Origin of the sequence: Gardnerella vaginalis ATCC 14018 = JCM 11026 (assembly GCF_001042655.1) — a bacterium.
GTDB classification, from domain to species: domain Bacteria; phylum Actinomycetota; class Actinomycetes; order Actinomycetales; family Bifidobacteriaceae; genus Bifidobacterium; species Bifidobacterium vaginale.
This window is the reverse complement of sequence record NZ_AP012332.1, coordinates 1,156,787-1,178,438: the sequence shown is the minus strand read 5'-3', so window position 1 is coordinate 1,178,438 and position 21,652 is coordinate 1,156,787. Positions and strand designations below refer to the sequence as shown.

Below are 21,652 nucleotides of genomic sequence, written 5' to 3'. Positions count from 1 at the left end.
CTGCGAGTGTTGAATCAGAAAATATATAATAGATAACTGAGCGTCTAGTAAGCGTTGTAAGTAAGAAGATACAAGAATAAGAAGTTATACGAAAATAAAAGAAGATAAAGAAGAATAAAGAGACGATGGAGTCAAAGATGTCTCAAATTAGCAATGAAGAAGATGTGAAAGCGGTGCAAGAAGCACAGCAATATATGACTGCGCACAACGCACAGTATGCAGAAGATGCAGAAGATGTAAGAGACGCAAAAGACGTGTTAAGCAATAACGTTTTTGAAGGGGATGATTTTGTGGAAAAGCCTAAAAAAGTTGCAGGACTTCACAATATTCCAACAACAGCTGGTTTCGCTGGTCCTGGTGGTGGATTTGAAGGTGGCGCTGCAGCAGGATTTGAAATTGATGAAGACGGCACTACGCATAAGAAGGCAGATGAGCGTCAAGTTGAAAAAAGCTTGGAAGACACAGATGCTTTTGATGCAATAGACATTAATGCAATTCGCGCTAGGAACAAGGCTGGCGGCGCAAACCACTCGGTTATTAACAAAATAACCAGCACGGGTGTTGGAGATTCTTCGCTGAGTAGTCTTGTAGCTCAAGCAGAAGAAGAGGCGGCTGAAAACGTGCAGTCTGCGCAATCCACTATGCATTCGGACTCATACCAAGGATTACAGTCACCAATGCATTCTTCGATAGGAGATAATTCCTTCTACCAAACGCAACAAATTCCGACTGTTCAAACTCCTATTCGAGATTTCGGTGGAGAGTATCCGTATAAGTTGTATCGTCCAGGAACATACGCACGTGAGCATATTCGTATTACGGCAACAAAGCTTTCCGACGGTCGTGACTTTTTCTACATCGACGACAACCCAGAATATGTTAGCGGGCACAAAACAAGGGAGCTGATCGACCCTAGAAAGTTGGCGTATCGCTTTACATCTCATTTTGATAGCGAAGGTAATGAGGTTCCTAGCGAAGTTCCGCAAATGCGTCAGGATCCGCTTACAGGAGACTGGATTCCTATGTCTAGGCTGTGGGCAAAACGACCAGCCCCTGTTCTTAGAGAGAGTTCAAATAGTGATAGCTTAAATAGTGATAGTAATCAGCAATCAAGAATCGACCCATTCGCTGGTAGAAAGCCAGAATCTGAGTATCAAGATGGTGAAATTCCAGACGAAGACTACGACGTTGTTGTTTTTGAAAACCGTTATCCAGCTATGGCTCAGGTTGCAGGAGTGCCAAACACAACAACCTACGTTGATGGCAATCCGCTGTGGAAGCAGGCTCCTGCAGCTGGTCGTTGTGAGGTGATTTGCTTTAGTTCCAACGAAAACATGCTTCCAGCTAATCTTTCTGTTTTGCGAATGCGCACGATTGTTGAAGCCTGGGCGTTTAGAACCGCGGAAATTAGCCAAATTGATGGCATTAAGCAGATTTATCCTTTTGAAAATCACGGCAGCCAAATTGGTGTGACTTTGAATCATCCTCACGGTCAGATTTACGCTTATCCGTTTATTGCTCCTAGATTGGAGCAGGAGTTGCGTCACACAGAGGCTTATTTTGAGCGTACTGGCAGTAATCTTCTTAAGGATTTGATGAATTCGGAGATTGAGGCTAAAAAGCGTGTGATTATGCATAATCATAGTTGGGTTGCGTATGTTCCAGCAGCAGCGCGTTGGCCTCTAGAAGTGCATGTTGCTCCTGTTCGTGATGTTCTTACTTTGGATCAGCTTGACGACCAAGAGCGTTGGGATTTGGCACAAATTTATATAACACTTCTTAGACGTGCTAATAAGTTCTTTGGTTTTAATGGCGACTCTAGTGCTAAATCGTTTGCAGGTTCGGCTGCTTTCGACTTATCTTCTGGTATGAGTGCTGCAAATTCTAGCGAATTTGTTGATTTGCCTTATGTTGCAGCATGGCATCAGGCTCCTGTGCATGATTCTCGTCGTGCGCATTATCGTCTTAATTTACAATTCTTCTCGTTTATGCGAGATGCTAACAAAATCAAGTATTTGGCTGGGTCGGAAGCTGGGATGGCATCTTGGATTTCTGATACAACGCCAGAGCTGATTGCAAGTAGATTCCAAGAATTAGGCGATGTTGATTTGGATTAGTCTGACCTGTATTAGTCTGATTAAACAAATAACAAAGTCAATTTGTGTGAAGCACTGTGGGAAGCACTGTTTAAAGCATTGCATAACACATTGTGTAGAACACTTTATTAAAAGTGAGATGATTAAGTTATGTTGCTGCATCTTTATTTAGTTCGTCATGGTCAAACCATGTTTAATTGCTACAATCGTCTTCAAGGTTGGTCAAATTCTCCTCTTACCGATAAAGGACTTGCAGACGCAGATCGTGCAGCAGAAAAATTAGCTAATGTCATTTTTGCTGCAGCATATTGTTCAGATACAACTCGTGCGCAAGCCACTGCTGAGCGTATTTTAAGCGAAAACGAAAAACACACTCATGCTCGACCACAACTCATAAGCGATATGCATTTTCGTGAGCAATGCTACGGCTATTTTGAAGGCCAAGACATGAATATGGCTTGGTGGGCTGCAGGTGCTCCTCATGGTGCTAAAACATATAACGAGATTGTTGAAAAATTTGGTCTTGCTGCAACTCGAGATATGCTTAAAGAGGCAGACCCATTCCATGATGCTGAGTCGGATATTGAGTATTGGAAGCGTGTTGAGGGCGGTTTTAAAATAATCGCCAGCAATCCAGTGTTAAAAGATGGGGATAGTGTTTTGCAAATATCTCACGGGAACACGCTTTTAAGTCTTATGCATCGTTTTGCGCCTGCTGGTTACGATTTGAGCGAGCGTCCGCAAAATGGTAGTGTGACTCGTTTAGATTTTGACACTTCTAAGCCGCTTGATCAGTCTATAACTATTAAGGGGTACAACGAGTAGAGCGTACTGTAAATCCACTTTTATATATTGATATATTAAGGTTGATATATTAAGAAAGATATGTGTTAGTGGTTTACCCGAAGAGTCTTGACTCTTCGTTAATCTTTTAAATACATTGCGTGGGTTAGTCGCGCGTAAAAAACAGCAGGAAAGAGGTTACGATGAGCGTTGGAGACATAGCTGCTCTAATTGCCGCGATTTCGTTTGCGGTTCTTTCTGGTTTTATGATTTATCCTCTGATTAGGTTGGGTAAGATGTTTAATCAGATTGCTCAAACCGTTAAGGAATCAGGTGAACATGCTTTGCCTGCTATTGATGAGTCTGTTACTACAGTAAAGCAAGTAAACAAAACCTTAGAAGATGTTAATGCTGTTACGGATGCTGCTCGCACCACTGCGACTAATGTTGGTGCTCTTACAGATTTGTATGGTGCTTTTCTTGGAAAACCTATTATTAAGATTGCTGCAGCTGGATATGCTCTTAAGGACACTATTAACGCATTCTTCAATAAGCCTACAGTTCCAACGGATTTTTCAGAATCTTCTGCACGCCACGCAGCTAATTCTGGTGAGTCGAGTGAGTCTAAGGGGGAGTGATGTTTAAGCGTTTATTCTGGCTTTGCGTAGGAATAGTAATAGGCGTGATGTCTGTTACTAAGGCTCGCGCTTATATTAAAGGAAAACTCCCAGAAAGTGTTGGAGATTTTTTCTTTGATAAAGATCCGAAGAATCTTACTTTAACCACGATTTTGTCTTTATTTAAGGATTTTAATTCCAGCAGAAAAACTCACGAGTCGCAGCTTAATTCTAAGTATGCTAATAAGTATGCTAAATAAAATAAGCTTGTTAATAAGTCTTGAAAGTTTTTTATAACTAAAGTTTTTATAGGTAAAGTTTTATAATCAAAAATTGGTCTTGCAGATTAATCATTCTGCGACTCGCGCCTTAAAGCATGATGGTATGATATTCTTTTGTGCCGCCCTGTTGCATGGCGTTTTAATATAACACAAGGAGTTCGTACCTATGCGCACAGCAGAAATTGCAAAGCGTTATCTTGACTACTTTGGTAATCATGGTCATATGGTCGTGCCTTCAGCATCGCTGATTTCACCAAATCCAACGACGCTTTTCACGATTGCAGGCATGGTTCCATTCATACCTTATCTTTTGGGAGAGCAAACGCCTCCTTCTCGCAGAATGACGTCTAACCAGAAGTGCGTGCGTACTCTTGATATTGACGAAGTCGGCAAGACTACTCGTCACGGCACGTTCTTCCAGATGGTTGGTAACTTCTCGTTTGGTGATTATTTTAAGGAAGAAGCGATTCACTACGCTTGGGAGCTTTTAACAACTCCGCAAGATAAGGGCGGATACGGATTTGACCCTGAAAAGCTCTGGGTAACTACTTATACCGACGATGATGAAGCTCGCGCAATTTGGAAGAACGAAGGCTTCGACCCAGAGCACATGCAAGTTTTCGGTATGGAAGATAACTTCTGGACCACTGGTGGTCCTGGTCCTGGCGGCCCATGCTCCGAAATCTACGTTGATCGCGGTCCTAAATACGGTAATGATGGCGGTCCTGCTGCTGACGAATCTCGTTTCATTGAGATTTGGGATTTGGTCTTCGAAAACTTCCAGGTAGATAACGTCAAGTCTAAGACTGATTTGCATATTGTTGGTGAGCTTGACCAGAAGAATATCGATACCGGCGCAGGTTTGGAACGTTTGGCTTACCTTATGCAGGGTAAGGAAAATATTTACGAAACAGACGAAGTTTATCCAGTTATTGAAGCTGCAGAAAAGCTTAGCGGTGTAAAGTACGGCGATAATAATGATGCTGACGTGCGTTTCCGCGTTGTAGCAGATCACGTACGTTCCGCTTTGATGATTATGAGCGATGGTGTGCGCCCAAGTAACGTTGGACGCGGATACGTGCTTCGTCGTCTTCTTCGCAGAACCGTTCGCGCAATGCGCATGCTCGGCGTTCAGGACCCAGTTCTTCCAACCTTGTTCCCAGTTTCTAAGGCTGCAATGGAACCAAGCTACCCAGAACTTAACAACACTTTCCACGAGGTTAGTGAAGCTGCATATGGTGAAGAAGACGCGTTCCGCAGAACTCTTGAAAAGGGCACAACTATTCTTGACTTGGCTGTTGAAAAAGCTAAGAAAGAACACAAGGATGACCCTATTGTTGGCGGCTCGGACGCATTCACTTTGCACGATACTTACGGCTTCCCAATCGAGTTGACTCTTGAGATGGCTGCTGAGCAGGGTGTTAAGGTTGATGAAGCTAAGTTCCGCGAGCTTATGAGCGAGCAGAAAGGTCGCGCTCGCGCGGATGCTTTGAAGAAGCGTCACAATGTGGATGTTAGCGTTTACGACGACATTAAGAAGGAGCTTGAAAAGCCAATCGACTTCCTCGGTTACACTGACTTCTCCAGCCGTTCAAACGTTTTAGCAATTGTTGAAGCCGGTAAGGGTGCTGTTAAAAGCGTTAGCGCTCCTGCAAACGTTGAAGTTATTCTTGATCGCACGCCATTCTATGCTGAGCGCGGTGGTCAGATTGCTGATCAGGGTGAGATTATTTCCGACGACGGCGCAATTTTGGAAGTTGACGACGTTCAGCGACCAATCAAGGATTTGATTGTTCACAGCTGCCGACTTACTGAAGGTACTCTTAGTGTTGGTGCTCCAGTAAACACCAATATTGACCAGGTTCGCAGGGCTGCTTTGGCTCGAAGCCACACCGCTACTCACACTCTTCACAAAGCTTTGCGCGAAGAGCTTGGTCCACAGGCAACTCAGCGCGGTTCTGTAGTTGATCCAGACCGCTTGCGCTTTGACTTCCAGTGGCCAAAGGCTGTTGATAAAGATGCGCTGCTCCGTGTAGAAGCTCGCGTAAACGAGCGTATTCGTGACGATTTGCAGGTTGTTCCAAAGGAAATGCCAATCGATGACGCTTTCAAGCTTGGAGCAATGCACTTGTTCGGCGAAAAGTACGGCGATATTGTGCGCGTTGTTGAGATTGGCGACGGTTGGAGCCGCGAGCTTTGCGGTGGTACTCACGCTAAGAGCACCGGAAAGATTGGTATGGTAACCATTCTTTCGGAATCTTCCATTGGCTCTGGTGTACGCCGTATTGATGCATTGTGCGGCGAAGAGGCGTATGAATATGGTGCTCGTGAGCACGCTTTGGTGGCGCAACTTGCTGGCATGGTTAATGCACGCCCAGATGAGTTAGCTGAGCGCTTGGAGTCTTTGCTCAACAAGATGAAGGATTCAGACCGCAAGCTTTCTTCGGTGTATGAGTCTCAGCTTAATGATGCTGTTCCAGAATTGGTTGAGGCGGCTAAACAAAGTGGCGCAACGGTTAAGCTTGCTGTAAAGAATGTTGGAAACTTTGGTTCCTTCGATGCATTGCGCAAAACAACACTTGATGTTCGTTCTCGCTTAGGTGAGGATACTCCTGTGATTGTGGCGCTGTGTGGCGTGAATGAAGAGGATCGTCCAATGGTGGCGGTGGCGACTAACGACGCCGCGCGTGATCTAGGTGCCAAGGCTGGCGATCTTGTTCGTACTGCTTCCAAGGTGCTTGGTGGCGGTGGCGGCGGCAAGCCAGACTTCGCTCAAGGCGGCGGAACTGATGCTTCTAAGATTGACGAAGCATTGGATGCTGTTAAGAGCGAAGTTGCTAAGCTCGACTAGTGCGTAGCTACACGCTTAAATAAAACGATGCGATCTTTACCAAAAGCGGCACAAAAAATGGTGTGGTTAGGTATTGATTTAGGTGATGCAAGGGTCGGAACAGCTCTTTCCGACCCTGAGCTCACTTTCGCTCATCCTGCTGGGAATGTTCAATCCTATGGTGATTCGTTTAATGCGATTGAAGATGTTTTAAACATTATCGAAGATAATAGTGTTAGTCGTGTTGTAATAGGTCTTCCTTTGCAATTAGACGGAACTGAAGGAAAATCTGCTAAAAAAGCGCGTCGTTGGGGTACTAATTTAGTCAAAAGAATGAAGTCGCTTTTTGATTATGGAGATTGGTCTCTCGATTTTATTCCAGAAGTTGTTTGGAAAGATGAGAGACTAACAACTGTTACGGCGCATAAACAACTGTTAGATGCAGATTTTTCTACTAGGAAGCATCGTCCTATGGTTGATCAGCAGTCAGCAGTGTTAATTTTGCAATCTGCGATTGACGATTATAAGAATGATTGCAAAAATAATTAAAGCAGACAATAGCTACGACAATATTGTGAAATAATGTTATTCTGAAATAATGTCACTGTGAAATAGTAACCAGCAGTCCAAGCGGGAGGAAGCGTTTAATGACTGAGAATATCGACGATTTTTTCGATCGAAACGCTAAGTGGAGTCACGAAACTCCTAATCCACCTGTGCCTCCAAAATCGCGCAAAGATTTAAAAGCACAAAAACGACGTAAAAGTAAGAGAAAACGTATAATAGCGTTTATTCTTACGCTAATTTTTGCAATACTATTTGTTCTTGGATATGGCTTATACAGGGTTGCGGTTTACATAAAAACCAACAATCAGTCTACGATTATGGACGATTGGCCAGGACCTGGAAACGGATTCGTTGAGTTTACGATAGAGCCAGGTCAAGGATCTGTAGAAGTTGGGAACAATCTTGTTAAAGCGCAAGTTGTAAAGTCACAATCAACTTTTTCTAATATTGTTGCTGCGAACAACAAGATTTTATACCCAGGAATTTATGCGCTTAAAAAGTATATGAACTCAATTGATGTTGTAAATATTCTTTCAGATCAAAGTAAAGCAGGCGGATTCTTAGACGTTAAAGCAGGAGAACGATCAACAGACGTTATTCGTAAGGCTGCACAAATCTCTGGAATTGACATTGCTCAATTTAACGCGATTCAAAAAACAGACGGAGCGGGGATTTTGCCGCCAGAAGCAGGTGGAAGTTTTGAAGGATGGTTGGAGCCTGGAGTTTACAACGTAAAATCCATGAAATCTGCTACTAAAATACTTGCCAAAATGGTAGATAAGCGTATTCAGAAACTTGATTCATTGGGAGTTCCTAAAGGAAAACTGCGTCAAGATATTCTCAAAATTGCGTCTATTGCGGAAGCGGAAGTAAATAATCGTGAATATTATGGTAAAGTTTCGCGCGTAATATTAAACCGTTTAGCTAAAGACATGCCTTTGGGAATGGACACTACGGTTGCTTACGGTATTGGAATTAAGGCAATTAACCTTACGCAAGCACAATTAGATGATGCAAGTAATCCATACAACACTAGGATTCGCAAAGGATTGCCGCCTACTCCTATAAGTATTCCTGGAGATAATGCTATTCTGGCTTCGCTTAATCCAGAAAAAGGATCATGGATTTATTTTGTTACCACTAACTTAAAGACCGGCGAAACTAAGTTTGCGGATAACTACGATGATTTCTTGAAGATTCGCGACGAGTATAAGCGTTCTAACGAAAACGCCAACTAGCGCGCGAAGGTAATTCGGAGCGCTGAGCTTGCTTAAGGTTGAAAGCACAGTGTGCTTTCAACGCAAGCGAAGACGTTCGCGCGCTTAGAGCGTGCGAACGACATTTAATATTTACTATTTACTGTTGTATGAGGGCTGGGTGTTTCTTGTCTCACAACGCTCTGCCTCTTACGTGTTGGTTGTTGTTGCGGTTGTTCCGATTTGGTTTTGATTTTGTTTTTTTGGTTTAGGTTTGTTTGTAGTGTGAGTCATTGGATTATTTGGTATCGGCTTCCGCTCTTATATTGTTCGACCAAGAATCACCCAGCCCTCTTACGAGTCTGAACAATTGCGTATCTCTCATCACCGAGATTCGAGATTTTTCTTCTTCATTCGATGAATCACCATCGGAGGACTGCGAATCGACTTGCATGAGCGCTTAGAGCGTAGCGCGCTAATGCACTTCGATTCGCTGAGCCGCTCAAACGTAAAGTCCAGTGGACTTTACGTGCGGCGAAGACGTGAGCGCGCTGTAACGCGCGAGCGATACATCTCATTCAGTGCGAAAAATCTCGAATCTCTACCATACTTGGTGCAATCTGCATAACCACACAAGCCTTTAACCACATTGAGTGAAATTTGTTGCAATGCAATTTTCGCTTATTTAGCATAATCAAATGAGTCAGTTTATTGTTACTTGTTTATTTGCAACACCAACGCTTATATGCATGATTGCAGTGTGTGCGACGGATTTAACAAGCCGTATTGTGCCTAGACTTTGGGTTGTACTAGCTGCTTTTGCGCAATCTGCCGCTAACCTTATTTTTTCGCTGATTACTTTTCATAATGTTAATTTTCTTTTACGTGGCTGGCTTTTTGCAGTATCAGTTTTTGCATTCTACGTTTTGGTGCAAAAACTTTGCGTGCGCGGAGCACTTGGATTTGGCGATGTTACATGCGCTTCTATGATCGCTCAAGCTTTGGCGCTATTTGGATTTGATTGCATAATCTACTGGTTTGCATCAATCGGAATATTTGGATTAATTTGGATTTTAGTGTGGAAAATCTGCTCTAAAGTCTGCTTGCGATTTTTCCGCGGGCATCTTGTGCAAAATGAACAAAATAAAATCCCGTTTGTACCCGTATTAGCTGCATCTGCAATCATCGCTGTTATGCTTTGAACTTTTTGCTGCGATTTTATAGTGCTAAGTAAGGTAGAGATTCGAGATTTTTCGCAGCGAAAGAGGTGAGCCTCAGCGCCGAAGGTGGTGACTCGCCGAGAGAGCAAGAAAAATCGAGAATCTCAGGCGATTAAGAGATACGCAATTGTTCAAGCATGTAAGAGGGCTGGGTGATTCTTGGTCGAACAGTATAAGAGCGGCAGCCGATACCAAATAATCCAATGGCACACGCCTACAAACAAACTTCAACTCAAAAAACAAAATCAAAGCCAAATCGGAACAACAGCAACAACAAACTACACGTAATAGGCGGAGCGTTGTGAGACAAGAATTAGCCAGCCCTCCTACAACGCTAAATAGGAAAGCATTGCAACAAATTTCACTCAATGTGGTTAAAGGCTTGTGTGATTGAGTCCGTGAATCGTGAGCAATACTTAGTGGTTAGTAGAATAAAGAATTTAGAATCGAGTACAGATTTAAAATAGTGTGCATTACAAAGTGCAAGACTTGTAGAAATAGAATATAACGCACAACGCGATTGGAGAAGGCATGCTTAGATGGCAAACGGCAGGGGAGTCGCATGGTGAAGCACTGGTGGCAATGATTGAAGGCGTGCCAGCAGGAGTTAAGATTACTAGCGCAGACATTGTTTCTGCTCTTGCGCGTAGACGACTTGGATATGGTCGCGGAGCGCGAATGAAGTTTGAGCAAGACAAAGTGCGTTTGCTTACAGGCGTTCGCCACGGTGTTACTCTTGGGTCTCCAATTGCTATAGAAATCGCAAATAGTGAGTGGCCAAAGTGGGTGGAAGTGATGAGCGCAGACCCGTTAGACCATGATTTAAGTGTGGAAGGTCGTAACGCGCCGCTTTCTAGGCCTCGCCCAGGGCATGCGGATTTAACGGGCATGCGTAAATATGGTTTTAGTGATGCTCGCGAGGTTTTGGAGCGTTCGAGCGCTAGGGAAACGGCTTCCCGCGTGGCTTTAGGCGCTGTAGCTGATGCGTTTTTGCACCAATCGTTGGGTGTGCGAACAGTTGCGCATGTTATTGGAATTGGCGGCGAATATATAAACAAAAGTTTACCCCTGCCAACACCAGACGATGTTGATGCGTTGGATGCGTCGCCAGTTCGTACTCTAGATAAAGATGCCGAAGCTCGCATGGTTGCTCGCATTGATGAAGCAAAAGCCAATGCGGATACGCTTGGAGGCGTAGTGGAGGTGCTTGCTTATGGTATGCCTGCTGGAGTTGGAACGTATGTAGAGTCGGATCGCCGTTTGGATGCGGCTTTAGCAGGCGCGCTTATGGGAATCCAAGCTATTAAAGGCGTGGAAATTGGAGACGGTTTTGAAGAAGCAAATCGCCCTGGCTCGGTTGCTCACGACGAGATCGTAATAGGAGAAGATGGCAAAATCACGCGACTTAGTAATCGTGCTGGTGGCATTGAAGGTGGAATGTCAAATGGTGAGATAATTCGCGTGCGCGCTGCAATGAAGCCAATTCCGTCCATTCCTCGCGCTTTGCGAACGGTAGATGTGCTTACTGGCCAGCCAGCGCAGGCAATTAATCAGCGCTCCGATTTTACGGCTGTCCCAGCCGCTTCAGTAGTTGCAGAGGCAATGGTTCGATTAACGCTTGCAAAGTATGCGTTAGAAAAGTTTGGTGGAGATTCGCTAGAAGAAACCGCTAGAAATGCTATAAATTACGTTCAATCTTGGAAAGAGCATATGAGATGAGCGAAGAAGATTCTTTGCATGATTCCTTGCCAGATTCGCTTAGAGATTCTTTGAAAGACATTTCGCAAGATGTATCGCAAACTCAAATGCCGTTAGCCGTTATAATCGGCATGCCTGCAGCTGGAAAAACGCGTGTTGGCAAGGAATTAGCGCATATTTTGAATGTTCCTTTTATAGATACAGACGATTTAATTGAGCAAAAAATCAATATGCCGATTGCTCAATATTTTAAGGATTTTGGCGAAGAGTCTTTTAGAGATATTGAAACTCAAATTGTTAGAGATGCTATTTTCCCAGATTTTGAGCAATCCGCCCCAATAGTCGCCCTAGGTGGCGGTGCTCCAATGCGTAAGGAGACGCAAGATGTCTTAAGAAAATATACAAAGCTAGGCGGTCGTGTTGTGTATTTGCAAGTAAATGCAAGTGATGCAATTGAGCGCGTAAGCTGGAATTCTAATCGTCCTATGTTAAGCGGCGAAGATGGCGCAAAACGATGGATGGATTTGTTTGATAAGCGTGATCCTGTGTTTTGCAAAGTGGCGAATTTACACGCTCGCGTTTACGGATTAACGCCAAAACCTGCCGCAAGAAAGGTAAAAGATATGATTATGCAACGAATCGTTCATGTAGATGGTAAAGATATTGAAGATTACGATGTTCATATTGGCGCAGGCGCTATGAGTCTTTTACCTCAAATGCTTGGAAAACAGCCTGTTCGAGTAGCTTTAATTCACACTCAGCCTGTTCAAAGACATAGCGATAAAGCAAGATCTATTTTGCGCGCATCTGGCTACGATGTTTTCGATATTCTTATTCCAGACGCAGAGGCTGGTAAAACTGTTAAGGTTGCGGATTTTGTGTGGTCGCGCCTTGCAAACGCTGGTTTTACGCGTTCAGATGCGATTGTTGGTTTGGGTGGTGGAGCAGCTACGGATTTAGCTGGATTTGTTGCTTCTACTTGGATGCGTGGAATCCGCTACGTAAATTGCCCGACTTCGCTTCTTGCAATGGTAGACGCTTCGACTGGAGGGAAAACTGGTGTAAATACTGCAGCTGGCAAGAATTTGGTTGGTAGTTTTTACACTCCTGTTGGCGTTTTGGCAGATACTTGCGCGTTTTCTACTCTTCCTAACGATATTTTTGTTGAAGGACTTGGAGAAGTTGCAAAATCAGGGTTTATTGGCGATTCTAGCATCTTAAAAATTCTGGAAAATCCTCAAAATGCTAGCAAGTTGCGCTCTGTTGATGGTCCTTCTATTTTAGACGATGCAGATTTAAATAATATGGTTTGCGATCTAATAGAAAAAAGCGTGCGCGTTAAGACATACCACGTTTCTAACGACTTAAAAGAACAAGGTTTGCGCGAGTTTTTGAATTATGGGCATACTTTAGGGCATGCGATTGAGCAAATCGAGCATTTTTCTTGGCGTCATGGAAACGCGGTTGCTGTTGGAATGGTTTTTGCGGCGAGCCTTGCGCAAATTTTGGGCTATTTAAGTCCAGAAGACGTTGAGTATCATCGCTCGCTTTTAAAATCACTTGGATTGCCAATATCTTGGAATGGCGGCGGCAATAATGACGATGCTTTTGCTAAGGTTCTTGACTTGATGCATAAAGATAAAAAAGCTAGAGGCAACACCTTACGATTTGTTGTTTTAGACGGGATTGGAAACCCGATTCACTTAGATAATCCGCCGCTGGAGGCGATTCGCGAAGCGTTTAATAAGATTAGAGGTTAGAAAATGGTAGATGCAGAAAACACTATAAACATCCGTAAAGTTTTAGTAGTAAATGGTCCAAATTTGGGGCGATTAGGCGTTCGTCAGCCAGACGTTTATGGCAGTCAAGATTTTAAAACGTTGTGCGCGCTTTGCAAAAAGTGGGCACAAGAGCTTAATTTACAAGTGGAAGTTCACCAAAGCGACGATGAAGCGCAAATGGTTCATTGGATGCACGAAGCTGCTGATACTCATACGCCAGTAGTTATGAATCCTGCTGCTTTTACGCACTACAGTTATGCGCTCGCGGATGCTGCGCACATGGTTTTAGATGCTGGAGTGCCACTAATGGAAGTGCATATTTCTAATCCTTCTGCCCGCGATTCTTTCCGGAAAATAAGCGTGATTAGTCCTGTTGCAACTGGAACTATTACAGGCATGGGACTGTATGGATATAAGCTTGCGCTCGAGGCTGTTGCTCATTTGATTTGACTTTGATTTGACTTTTCAATTATTCTTCCGAGTCGAGGCTCGAAGATACTATGGAGTTCCATGGTTAGAAGAAAACATGGTAACTCTCAGGAGCATATTACAAAGCATATTTTTGTCACTGGTGGCGTTGTTTCGTCCCTCGGAAAAGGTCTTACTGCATCTTCATTAGGCAGACTTTTGCGTAGTCGTGGTCTTCACGTTTTACAACAAAAACTCGATCCTTATATCAATGTTGACCCGGGTACAATGAACCCATTCCAACATGGTGAGGTTTACGTTACAGAAGACGGCGCAGAAACAGATCTTGATATTGGTCATTACGAGCGATTCCTCGATGTTTTCTTAAGTCAAAAAGCGAATGTTACAACTGGTCAGATTTATCAGTCTGTGCTTCGTAAGGAGCGTGCTGGCGAATATTTGGGTCAGTGCGTGCAGGTTATTCCGCATATTACTGGCGAAATTAAGTCGCGTATGCGCGCGCAGGCTAGCGACGATGTAGACGTGATTATTACGGAAATCGGCGGTACTGTTGGAGATATTGAGTCCCAGCCATTTTTGGAGGCTGCTCGCGAAGTTCGTCGCGATTTAGGTCCTGAAAACTGCATGTTTGTGCACGTTTCTTTGGTGCCTTATATAGCCGCAGCTCACGAATTAAAGACTAAGCCAACTCAGCATTCTGTGATGATGCTCCGCTCTCTTGGTATTTCTCCAGACGCGCTTGTTTTGCGTTCGGATCGTCCGCTTAATCAAGGCATTAAAGACAAAATTTCGCTTATGTGCGATGTTGACGCTGAAGGCGTTGTGAACTGCGTTGACGCTCCAAGCATTTACGATGTGCCGAAGATTTTGTTCAACGAGGGCTTGGATGCTTACGTTGTTCGTGAGCTTGAGCTTCCATTCCACGATGTTGATTGGAACGAGTGGGAAGATTTGCTTGAGCGCGTGCATCATCCAAAGCATGAGCTAAACATTGCAATTGTTGGCAAGTACATTGATTTGCCAGATGCATATCTTTCTGTTACTGAGGCTATTAAGGCTGGCGGTTTTGCAAACTGGGCTAAGGTTAACGTGCGCTGGGTTGCTGCCGACAAGTGCGAAACTCAAGAAGGTGCGGCGGCGGCTCTTGACCAAATGGATGGCATGGTTATTCCAGGCGGCTTCGGAATTCGCGGTATTGAAGGTAAGATTGGCGCTTTGCGTTACGCTCGCGAGCATGGTTTGCCAACGCTTGGTCTTTGCCTTGGCTTGCAATCTATGGTTATTGAGTACGCTCGTCACGTTCTCGGTCTTGAGGATGCTAATTCCACTGAGTTCGAGAAGGATTGTGGCGATCCAGTAATCGCAACTATGGAAGAGCAGAAGGATATTGTGGACGGTAAGGGAGATATGGGTCACACAATGCGACTCGGCTCTTATCCTGCTCTTCTTGAAGAAGGCTCTATTGTTGCTGAGCTTTACGGTACTACGCATGTTACTGAGCGTCACCGTCACCGTTATGAAGTGAACGTGGCGTATAAAGATCGTTTGCGTGAAGCCGGCTTGCGTATTAGCGGTCAAAGCCCAGATGGTAATTTGACTGAGTTTGTGGAGCTTCCAAAGGAAGTTCACCCATTCTATGTGGCAACTCAGGCTCATCCAGAGTTTAAGTCTCGACCAACTAAGCCTCATCCACTGTTTGCTGGTTTAGTGGCGGCTGCTCTTGAACATCAGGCTAGCGAGTCTAAGTAGTATTTACCAATAGGTGAAAATATAATAAAAATATTTTAAAAATAATTTCAATATTCATTTGATTTTATTTATTAAGTGGTGTAGAATCGTACATTTGGGTGCGAATTTACACCACTTTTATTTTGATTAATACTTAATCATCTTGTTGCATATTTTGCATCGTTTAACATAATTGTTACATATTTCTAGTGCAAATTTACATTTTTGTAATATCTATACAAATGTAAAAGACTTGGCAAAATATCATCTAAAATACGATTTAATCTAATATTTTTCTATTATAATAGTTGTTTTTATGATTTATAGACAAAATAACAGTAAATTTTACATTTAGACTTTTAGCTTGCGTTGTTTAATAAAATCCGTATGATTGAATTTTAATCAACGAAGAGGCCTCCTTATTGGCTTTGCAAAGAATCCATCTGGCAATAAATACTAGGTGGATTTTATTTATTAAGCCTGTAAAAGCCTGTAAAGCTTGTAATGAGACTTTTTCGTGATATTTAATTGAATCCTGCCATACCCGACGTTAGGAGAAAACATATGAAGAATAAGGCATTACTTTTTGCCGCAGCTGCGTGCTCGATTGCTATGCTGCTCGGTGGATGCGGTTCTTCTGCTTCGAAGACCGCTCAAACAAATGGTGGCAAGGTTGTTATTACTGTAAACAACTCCGAGCCTCAGAACGAGCTTGTTCCGGGAAACATTAACGAAAATGCTGGTGGTCGTCCTGCTCTATTGGTCAACTCCATGTTGGTCACTTTTGATGAAAAGGGCAACACGGTAAATGAAGATGCCGAGAGCGTAACTCCAAACGCCGATGCAACCCAATACACTGTTAAGCTTAAAAAAGATAAGAAGTTCAGCGATGGCACTCCAATCACCGCAGAAAGCTTTACTAAGGCTTGGAGCTTTGTATCAAACGCTAAGAATGCTCAGAAGTGCTCTTCCTTCTTCCAAACCATTAAGGGCTACGAAGACTTGCAGAAGAATGATACTAAGGGCGACGAGCAGCTTTCTGGCTTAAAGGTTGTAGATAAGTACACCTTTACTGTTGATTTGAACCAGCCAGATTCTGTGTTTGCTATTAAGGTTGGTTACCTTGCATTCGCTCCTCTTCCAGAATCCTTCTACAAGAATCCAAAGGCTTATGGCGAAAAACCAGTTTCTTCTGGACCATACTTGTTTAAGTCTTGGGATCACAACAAGCAGATCGAACTTGTAAAGAACCCAGATTACGATGGCCCACGCAAGGCTAAGAATGACGGCATTACCTTTAAGATCTACACCGACGGCACCGCTGCTTACCGCGATGTTCAGTCTGGCAATCTTGATATGACCGATAACATTCCAGATACCGAAACCAAGACTTTCCAAAAGGACACCACTGTGAAGGCATACAACCGTCCAGGTTCTGTAATCCAGCAGTTCGGTATTCCTGCAAAATTGCCACATTTCGATGTAACTACCGAAGAAGGCCGCTTGCGTCGTCAAGCTGTTTCTATGGCAATCGACCGCGAAACCATCATCAAGAAGGTTCTTAACAACACTGCATCTCCTGCAAACGAGTTCACTTCTCCTTTGACTCCAGGCTACAAGGCAGATCTTAAGGGTCACGAAAATCTTAAGTTTAATGCCGCAAAGGCTAAGGAACTTTGGGCAAAGGCAGACAAGATCTCTAAGTATGATGGTCCTCTTACCTTTACTTACAACGCCGATGGCAACGCTAAGTCTGTGTTCGACGCAGTTGTAAACTCCCTCAAGAATCATCTTGGAATTAATGCTGAAACCACTCCAGTTCCAACATTCCAAGAGTTCCGTAACGCATGCGAACAGCGTCAGATTAAAGGTGCATGGCGTGCAGGCTGGATGCCAGATTACCCAAGCCCAGAAAACTACTTGACTCAGGAATTTGCTTCCGTTGCTGCAGATGGCAATGGTTCTAACGAAGCTGATTACAAGAATCCTAAGTTCGATGCTTTGCTTAAGAAGGCTTCTTCTTCTAAGCAAGCTGAGGCAACTAAGCTTTATCAGCAAGCTAACGAGATTCTTCTTGAGGATCTTCCATACGTACCACTGTTCTACTCGAACGCTAAGGCTGTTATGGTTCCAAGCTTGAAGGGCTTTGTAATGGATTGGCAGAATATGCCACTTTACTACAAGCTCCACAAGTAAAGATCAAAATCAAGTAGCTATTAATATCAAGTAGCTATTAAAAAATAAACCATAATTTAATAGCATGTAAAAACGTGCTGCTGCCTTCGAATGGCGAATAAAATTACAAAATTCTATCCGCTGTTCGAGGCAGCACTTTGTGTTTTTACTTAGGTTGGGTTAAATCAATATGCAAGCCACAAGTTGGGTGTGTGCTATGCGAATTTTTAAGTAAATATATAAGGAGAAACCAATGGGTAAATATGTTCTGCGCCGTGTTTTGCAGATGATTCCTGTGGTTCTCGGCACAACATTGTTGGTATACGCTTTGGTGTTTGCTTTGCCTGGAGATCCAGTAAAAGCAATGTTTGGCGATAAGCCAATTAACCATGCTGTAGAAGCGCAAATTCGTGCCGAGTATAACTTGGATAAGCCATTTATTATTCAATATTTGTTGTTCTTAAAGAATGCGCTTACTCTTGATTTTGGTCATACGTTTGCTGGTCAGCCAGTAATTGACGAGATTGGCCGCGCATTCCCAGTAACCATTAAGCTTGCGTTGATGGCGTTTGCTTTCGAAGCCTTGTTCGGCGTAGCTTTCGGTATAATCTCTGGCTTAAAGAAAGGAAAGTGGTACGACAGCGTAATCCTGGTTGTATCACTTCTTCTTATTTCTGTGCCAACATTTGTTACTGGCTTTATTGGCCAATATTTGTTTGGTGTTAAGTGGCATATTATGCCTGTTACTGCAAGCAATGATCCTGGATTCTACGATCTTCTTCTTCCTGCAATAGTTCTTGGATCCGTTTCAATGGCATATATTATTCGACTTACAAGGTCGGAAATTTCGTCAAACATATCGCTTGATTACGTGCGCACGGCTCGTGCAAAGGGCTTAAAAGAAGGGTCCGTTATTGTTCGACACATTTTGCGTAACTCGCTTATTCCTGTTGTTACATTCTTAGGTCAAGATTTGGGCGCTCTTATGGGCGGCGCAATGATTTCGGAAACAATCTTCAACATTCATGGCGTTGGATTCCTTACGTATCAGGGAATTCTAAAGGGAGAAGGAAACCTTGTTGTTTCTATAGTTACGCTTCTTATGTTGATATTTGTAGTCAGCAATCTTCTTGTTGACATGTTGTACGCGGCTCTAGATCCGCGCATTCGTTACGCGTAAGGAGAGCACATTATGGAAGATAATTTGATTACAAATAATGCAAATTACAACACATTGCCAGGTCAGGAACGCTATGTTGCTCCTCTTGACGATACGCCTCTTCAAGAAGTTGATTCTGTAGACGAATCTGCTCCAGCTACAAGCATGTGGGCTGATGCTTGGAGATCTTTGCGCAGAAATCCATTGTTTATTGTTTCTGCAATTTTGATTATTGCAATTATTTTTGTTGCGCTCTTCCCAGGCGCTCTCACAAAGCACAATCCTAATTACTGTGTTTTGGAGCATTCGCTTGAGCCAGCTTCTGCTGCACATCCGTTTGGATTCGACATGCAAGGATGCGATATTTACGCTCGAGTTGTATATGGAACACGTACATCTTTAAGCGTTGGCTTGCTCGCAACGGCTTTAGTGGTGTTAGTTGGTTCGCTAATTGGAGCTTTGGCTGGATTCTTTGGCGGATGGATTGATGCGGTTCTTAGCCGAATCACCGATATCTTCCTGGCTCTACCAATGCTGTTGGGTGCAATCGTAGTTTTGCAAATGTTCCGCACATCTAAGTCGATTTGGAAAATCGTGTTTGTTATGGTTCTCTTTGGATGGGTAGGCGTTGCTCGAATCGCAAGAAGTGCCGTTATGGAATCCAAGAATCTTGAGTTTAATACGGCTTCTACAGCTTTAGGTTCAACTCCAATGCGTAATCTTTTCCGTCATATTATTCCAAACTCGCTGGCTCCAATCATTGTTGTAGGAACAACATCCCTTGGTTCTTACATTGTTTTGGAAGCAACACTTAGCTTCCTTGGTATTGGTTTGCCGACTACGACCGTTAGCTGGGGTGTAGATATTTCTACCGCTAGGAATGTTCTTACTACAAATCCAGAAGTTTTGTTCTATCCGTCTATTGCGCTCGCTATTACTGTTCTCGCCTTTATTATGATGGGTGACGCCGTAAAAGATGCGTTGGATCCAAAGAGCCGTAAGGCGTAAGTTAGCGTGGAGGAATAGTGATTATGAACACAGCAACACGTAAAAATGTAGATACCCTTGCAATGCAACGCGAGCAGGGTCCTTTGCTGGAAGTTAAAAATCTTCAAGTTGACTTTACAACGGATTCTAAAAAAGCCGTACACGCTGTTCGCGATGCGAGCTTTAACGTTTACCCAGGTCAATGGGTTGCAATCGTGGGTGAATCTGGTTCTGGAAAGTCAACTTCTGCAATGGCGGTTTTAGGCTTGCTTCCAGGAACAGGTCACGTTACGGGTGGTTCTATTAAGCTTAAAGGTCAAGAAATAAGTAATCTAAAGCCTAAAGATTATGCGGCTTTGCGCGGTACAGCAATGGGATTGGTTCCGCAAGACCCTATGAGCAACCTTAATCCTGTTTGGCGAATTGGAACTCAAGTTAAAGAAGCTCTTCTTGCAAATGGTGTTGACGTTAGTCATGAGAAGCGCTCCGCACTTGCAGAAGCTTTAGCAGGAGACGCTGTAGAAGTCAAAAGCAATGAAGATGAAATCTTCCTTGGCTCTAAAGAACTGAGCGCATTATTGAACGCTGCAAAGCAAGCTTTGGCGCAGGTTGGTCTTAGTGAGCAAACAAATGCCGAAAAGTTTAATGAAGCTATGGAATACTACAAAAAAGAGTGGGTTCCAGGTTCCGAAACTCGTTGGCGCGTTGCCGACGATTTAATCAAGTATGGCGTAGACGACGACAAAGCTTGGGAAATCGCCAAAAAGTATGTTATTGGAGCAAGTGTTGAAGACCGCATTGCTGGTTTGCTTGATGAAGCTGGTTTGCCAGATGCAGCAACTCGCGCAAGGCAATTCCCACACGAGTTTTCCGGCGGTATGCGTCAGCGCGCGTTAATTGCTATCGGTTTGGCTTGCAGACCAGATTTGCTGATTGCAGACGAGCCAACTTCCGCACTCGACGTTACTGTGCAAAAGCGCATTCTGGACCATTTGCATACTCTTACAGATTCTCTAGGCACTTCCGTTCTGTTCATTACTCACGATTTAGGTTTGGCTGCAGCTCGTGCTCAGCACGTTGTTGTTATGTATAAGGGTCGCGTTGTTGAATCTGGTCCATCTTTGGACGTTTTGCAACATCCTCAGCATCCTTATACTAAGCGACTTGTTGCTGCTGCTCCAAGCTTGGCTTCACAGCGAATCATTTCCGTTAAGGAGCATGGTGGAAACGCGGATAATTTGCTTGAACATCACGTAGTAGGTGAGCAAGCTCTTGAAAAGAGCGAGCACATTATTACAGTAGATCACTTAACTCGCGAGTTTAAGCTTCCGCGCAAGAAGGAGCTTTTCAAGGCTGTTGACGATGTTTCGTTCTCGATTAAGCGCGGAACAACGTTGGCAATCGTGGGTGAGTCTGGTTCTGGTAAGTCTACTGTTGCAAACATGGTTTTGAGATTACTAAAGCCAACAAGCGGAACTGTTACCTACGAAGGCAAGAATATTGCTGAATTAAAGGGCGCAGATTTGCTTGATTTCCGCCGACACGTGCAGCCAGTGTTCCAAAATCCTTATGGTTCACTCGACCCAATGTATTCGATTTATCGTTCGATTGAAGAGCCTTTGCGTATTCATAAGATTGGCGATAAAAAGAGTAGACAGAATCGTGTGCGCGAGCTTTTGGACATGGTTCGCATGCCTGCTTCTGTTATGACTCGCTTCCCGAACGAGCTTTCAGGAGGACAGCGTCAGCGCATTGCGATTGCGCGTGCTATGGCATTGGATCCGGATGTAATCGTTTGCGACGAAGCTGTGTCTGCTTTGGATGTGCTTGTGCAAGATCAGGTTTTGCATTTGCTTAACGATTTGCAAGCGGAGCGAGGACTAAGCTACTTGTTCATCACTCACGATTTGGCTGTTGTTCGTCAGATTGCAGACGAGGTTGTTGTTATGCAACATGGCAAACTTGTTGAGCATGCTACAACCGACGAAGTGTTTGATCATCCTCAAAAGGAGTACACTCGCGATCTTCTCGATGCAATTCCAGGTGGAAATTTGGAACTTGGCTTGGATTAGTCGCAAGCTGGTTTATGGGCCTTAAAACTAGTG

At 43.7% G+C, this 21,652-nt stretch carries 16 protein-coding genes; all 16 read left to right on the top strand.

The window, feature by feature from the left end; genetic code table 11:
- The first annotated feature begins 722 nt into the window (after positions 1 to 722).
- The 16 genes from galT (at position 723) to GAVG_RS04530 (ending at position 21,619) form a co-directional block, all read left to right on the top strand.
- Entirely contained in the window at positions 723 to 2,117 is a 1,395-nt protein-coding gene (gene galT / locus GAVG_RS04605; protein ID WP_042711366.1) for a galactose-1-phosphate uridylyltransferase, read from the top strand.
- Between the two features lie 129 nt (positions 2,118 to 2,246).
- A complete protein-coding gene (locus GAVG_RS04600; protein WP_004117424.1) occupies positions 2,247 to 2,921 on the top strand; it encodes a histidine phosphatase family protein in 675 nt (224 codons plus the stop codon).
- Between the two features lie 161 nt (positions 2,922 to 3,082).
- Positions 3,083 to 3,517 (top strand): DUF948 domain-containing protein, encoded by a 435-nt coding sequence (locus GAVG_RS04595; protein ID WP_004113368.1) that lies wholly within the window; start codon positions 3,083 to 3,085, stop codon positions 3,515 to 3,517.
- The gene (locus GAVG_RS04590) at positions 3,517 to 3,756 is read left to right on the top strand and encodes a hypothetical protein (protein WP_009994908.1); all 240 of its coding nucleotides are present in this window, start codon (positions 3,517 to 3,519) and stop codon (positions 3,754 to 3,756) included. The genes GAVG_RS04595 and GAVG_RS04590 overlap by 1 nt, the downstream gene beginning before the upstream one ends.
- A gap of 187 nt (positions 3,757 to 3,943) precedes the next feature.
- Positions 3,944 to 6,628, top strand: a complete 2,685-nt coding sequence (gene alaS / locus GAVG_RS04585; protein WP_048653132.1) for an alanine--tRNA ligase — start codon at positions 3,944 to 3,946, stop codon at positions 6,626 to 6,628.
- A 57-nt stretch (positions 6,629 to 6,685) separates the two neighbouring features.
- A complete protein-coding gene (gene ruvX / locus GAVG_RS04580; protein ID WP_004113362.1) occupies positions 6,686 to 7,156 on the top strand; it encodes a Holliday junction resolvase RuvX in 471 nt (156 codons plus the stop codon).
- Between the two features lie 98 nt (positions 7,157 to 7,254).
- Complete coding sequence (mltG, locus tag GAVG_RS04575; protein ID WP_004114666.1) at positions 7,255 to 8,412, top strand: endolytic transglycosylase MltG; 1,158 nt, start codon at positions 7,255 to 7,257, stop codon at positions 8,410 to 8,412.
- A 656-nt stretch (positions 8,413 to 9,068) separates the two neighbouring features.
- The gene (locus tag GAVG_RS04570; RefSeq protein WP_042711365.1) at positions 9,069 to 9,572 is read left to right on the top strand and encodes an A24 family peptidase; all 504 of its coding nucleotides are present in this window, start codon (positions 9,069 to 9,071) and stop codon (positions 9,570 to 9,572) included.
- Between the two features lie 549 nt (positions 9,573 to 10,121).
- Positions 10,122 to 11,309: a chorismate synthase gene (gene aroC, locus GAVG_RS04565; protein WP_048653131.1), complete on the top strand. Its 1,188-nt coding sequence runs from the start codon at positions 10,122 to 10,124 to the stop codon at positions 11,307 to 11,309.
- Positions 11,306 to 13,048 (top strand): bifunctional shikimate kinase/3-dehydroquinate synthase, encoded by a 1,743-nt coding sequence (locus GAVG_RS04560; RefSeq protein ID WP_009994914.1) that lies wholly within the window; start codon positions 11,306 to 11,308, stop codon positions 13,046 to 13,048. The genes aroC and GAVG_RS04560 overlap by 4 nt, the downstream gene beginning before the upstream one ends.
- A 3-nt stretch (positions 13,049 to 13,051) precedes the next feature.
- Positions 13,052 to 13,519 (top strand): type II 3-dehydroquinate dehydratase, encoded by a 468-nt coding sequence (gene aroQ, locus GAVG_RS04555; protein ID WP_009994916.1) that lies wholly within the window; start codon positions 13,052 to 13,054, stop codon positions 13,517 to 13,519.
- A 60-nt stretch (positions 13,520 to 13,579) separates the two neighbouring features.
- Positions 13,580 to 15,247, top strand: a complete 1,668-nt coding sequence (locus tag GAVG_RS04550; RefSeq protein WP_004113351.1) for a CTP synthase — start codon at positions 13,580 to 13,582, stop codon at positions 15,245 to 15,247.
- 543 nt (positions 15,248 to 15,790) lie between these two features.
- On the top strand, positions 15,791 to 17,422 hold the full coding sequence (locus GAVG_RS04545; RefSeq protein WP_013399698.1) for a peptide ABC transporter substrate-binding protein: 1,632 nt from the start codon (positions 15,791 to 15,793) through the stop codon (positions 17,420 to 17,422).
- Positions 17,423 to 17,654: 232 nt separating this feature from the next.
- Positions 17,655 to 18,581 (top strand): ABC transporter permease, encoded by a 927-nt coding sequence (locus GAVG_RS04540; protein ID WP_004114675.1) that lies wholly within the window; start codon positions 17,655 to 17,657, stop codon positions 18,579 to 18,581.
- A 12-nt stretch (positions 18,582 to 18,593) separates the two neighbouring features.
- Positions 18,594 to 19,568 (top strand): ABC transporter permease, encoded by a 975-nt coding sequence (locus GAVG_RS04535; RefSeq protein WP_004114677.1) that lies wholly within the window; start codon positions 18,594 to 18,596, stop codon positions 19,566 to 19,568.
- A gap of 23 nt (positions 19,569 to 19,591) precedes the next feature.
- Positions 19,592 to 21,619 carry a dipeptide ABC transporter ATP-binding protein gene (locus tag GAVG_RS04530; protein WP_009993960.1) on the top strand — a complete coding sequence of 676 codons (2,028 nt, stop codon included), beginning with the start codon at positions 19,592 to 19,594 and terminating at the stop codon, positions 21,617 to 21,619.
- Positions 21,620 to 21,652 lie beyond the last annotated feature (33 nt).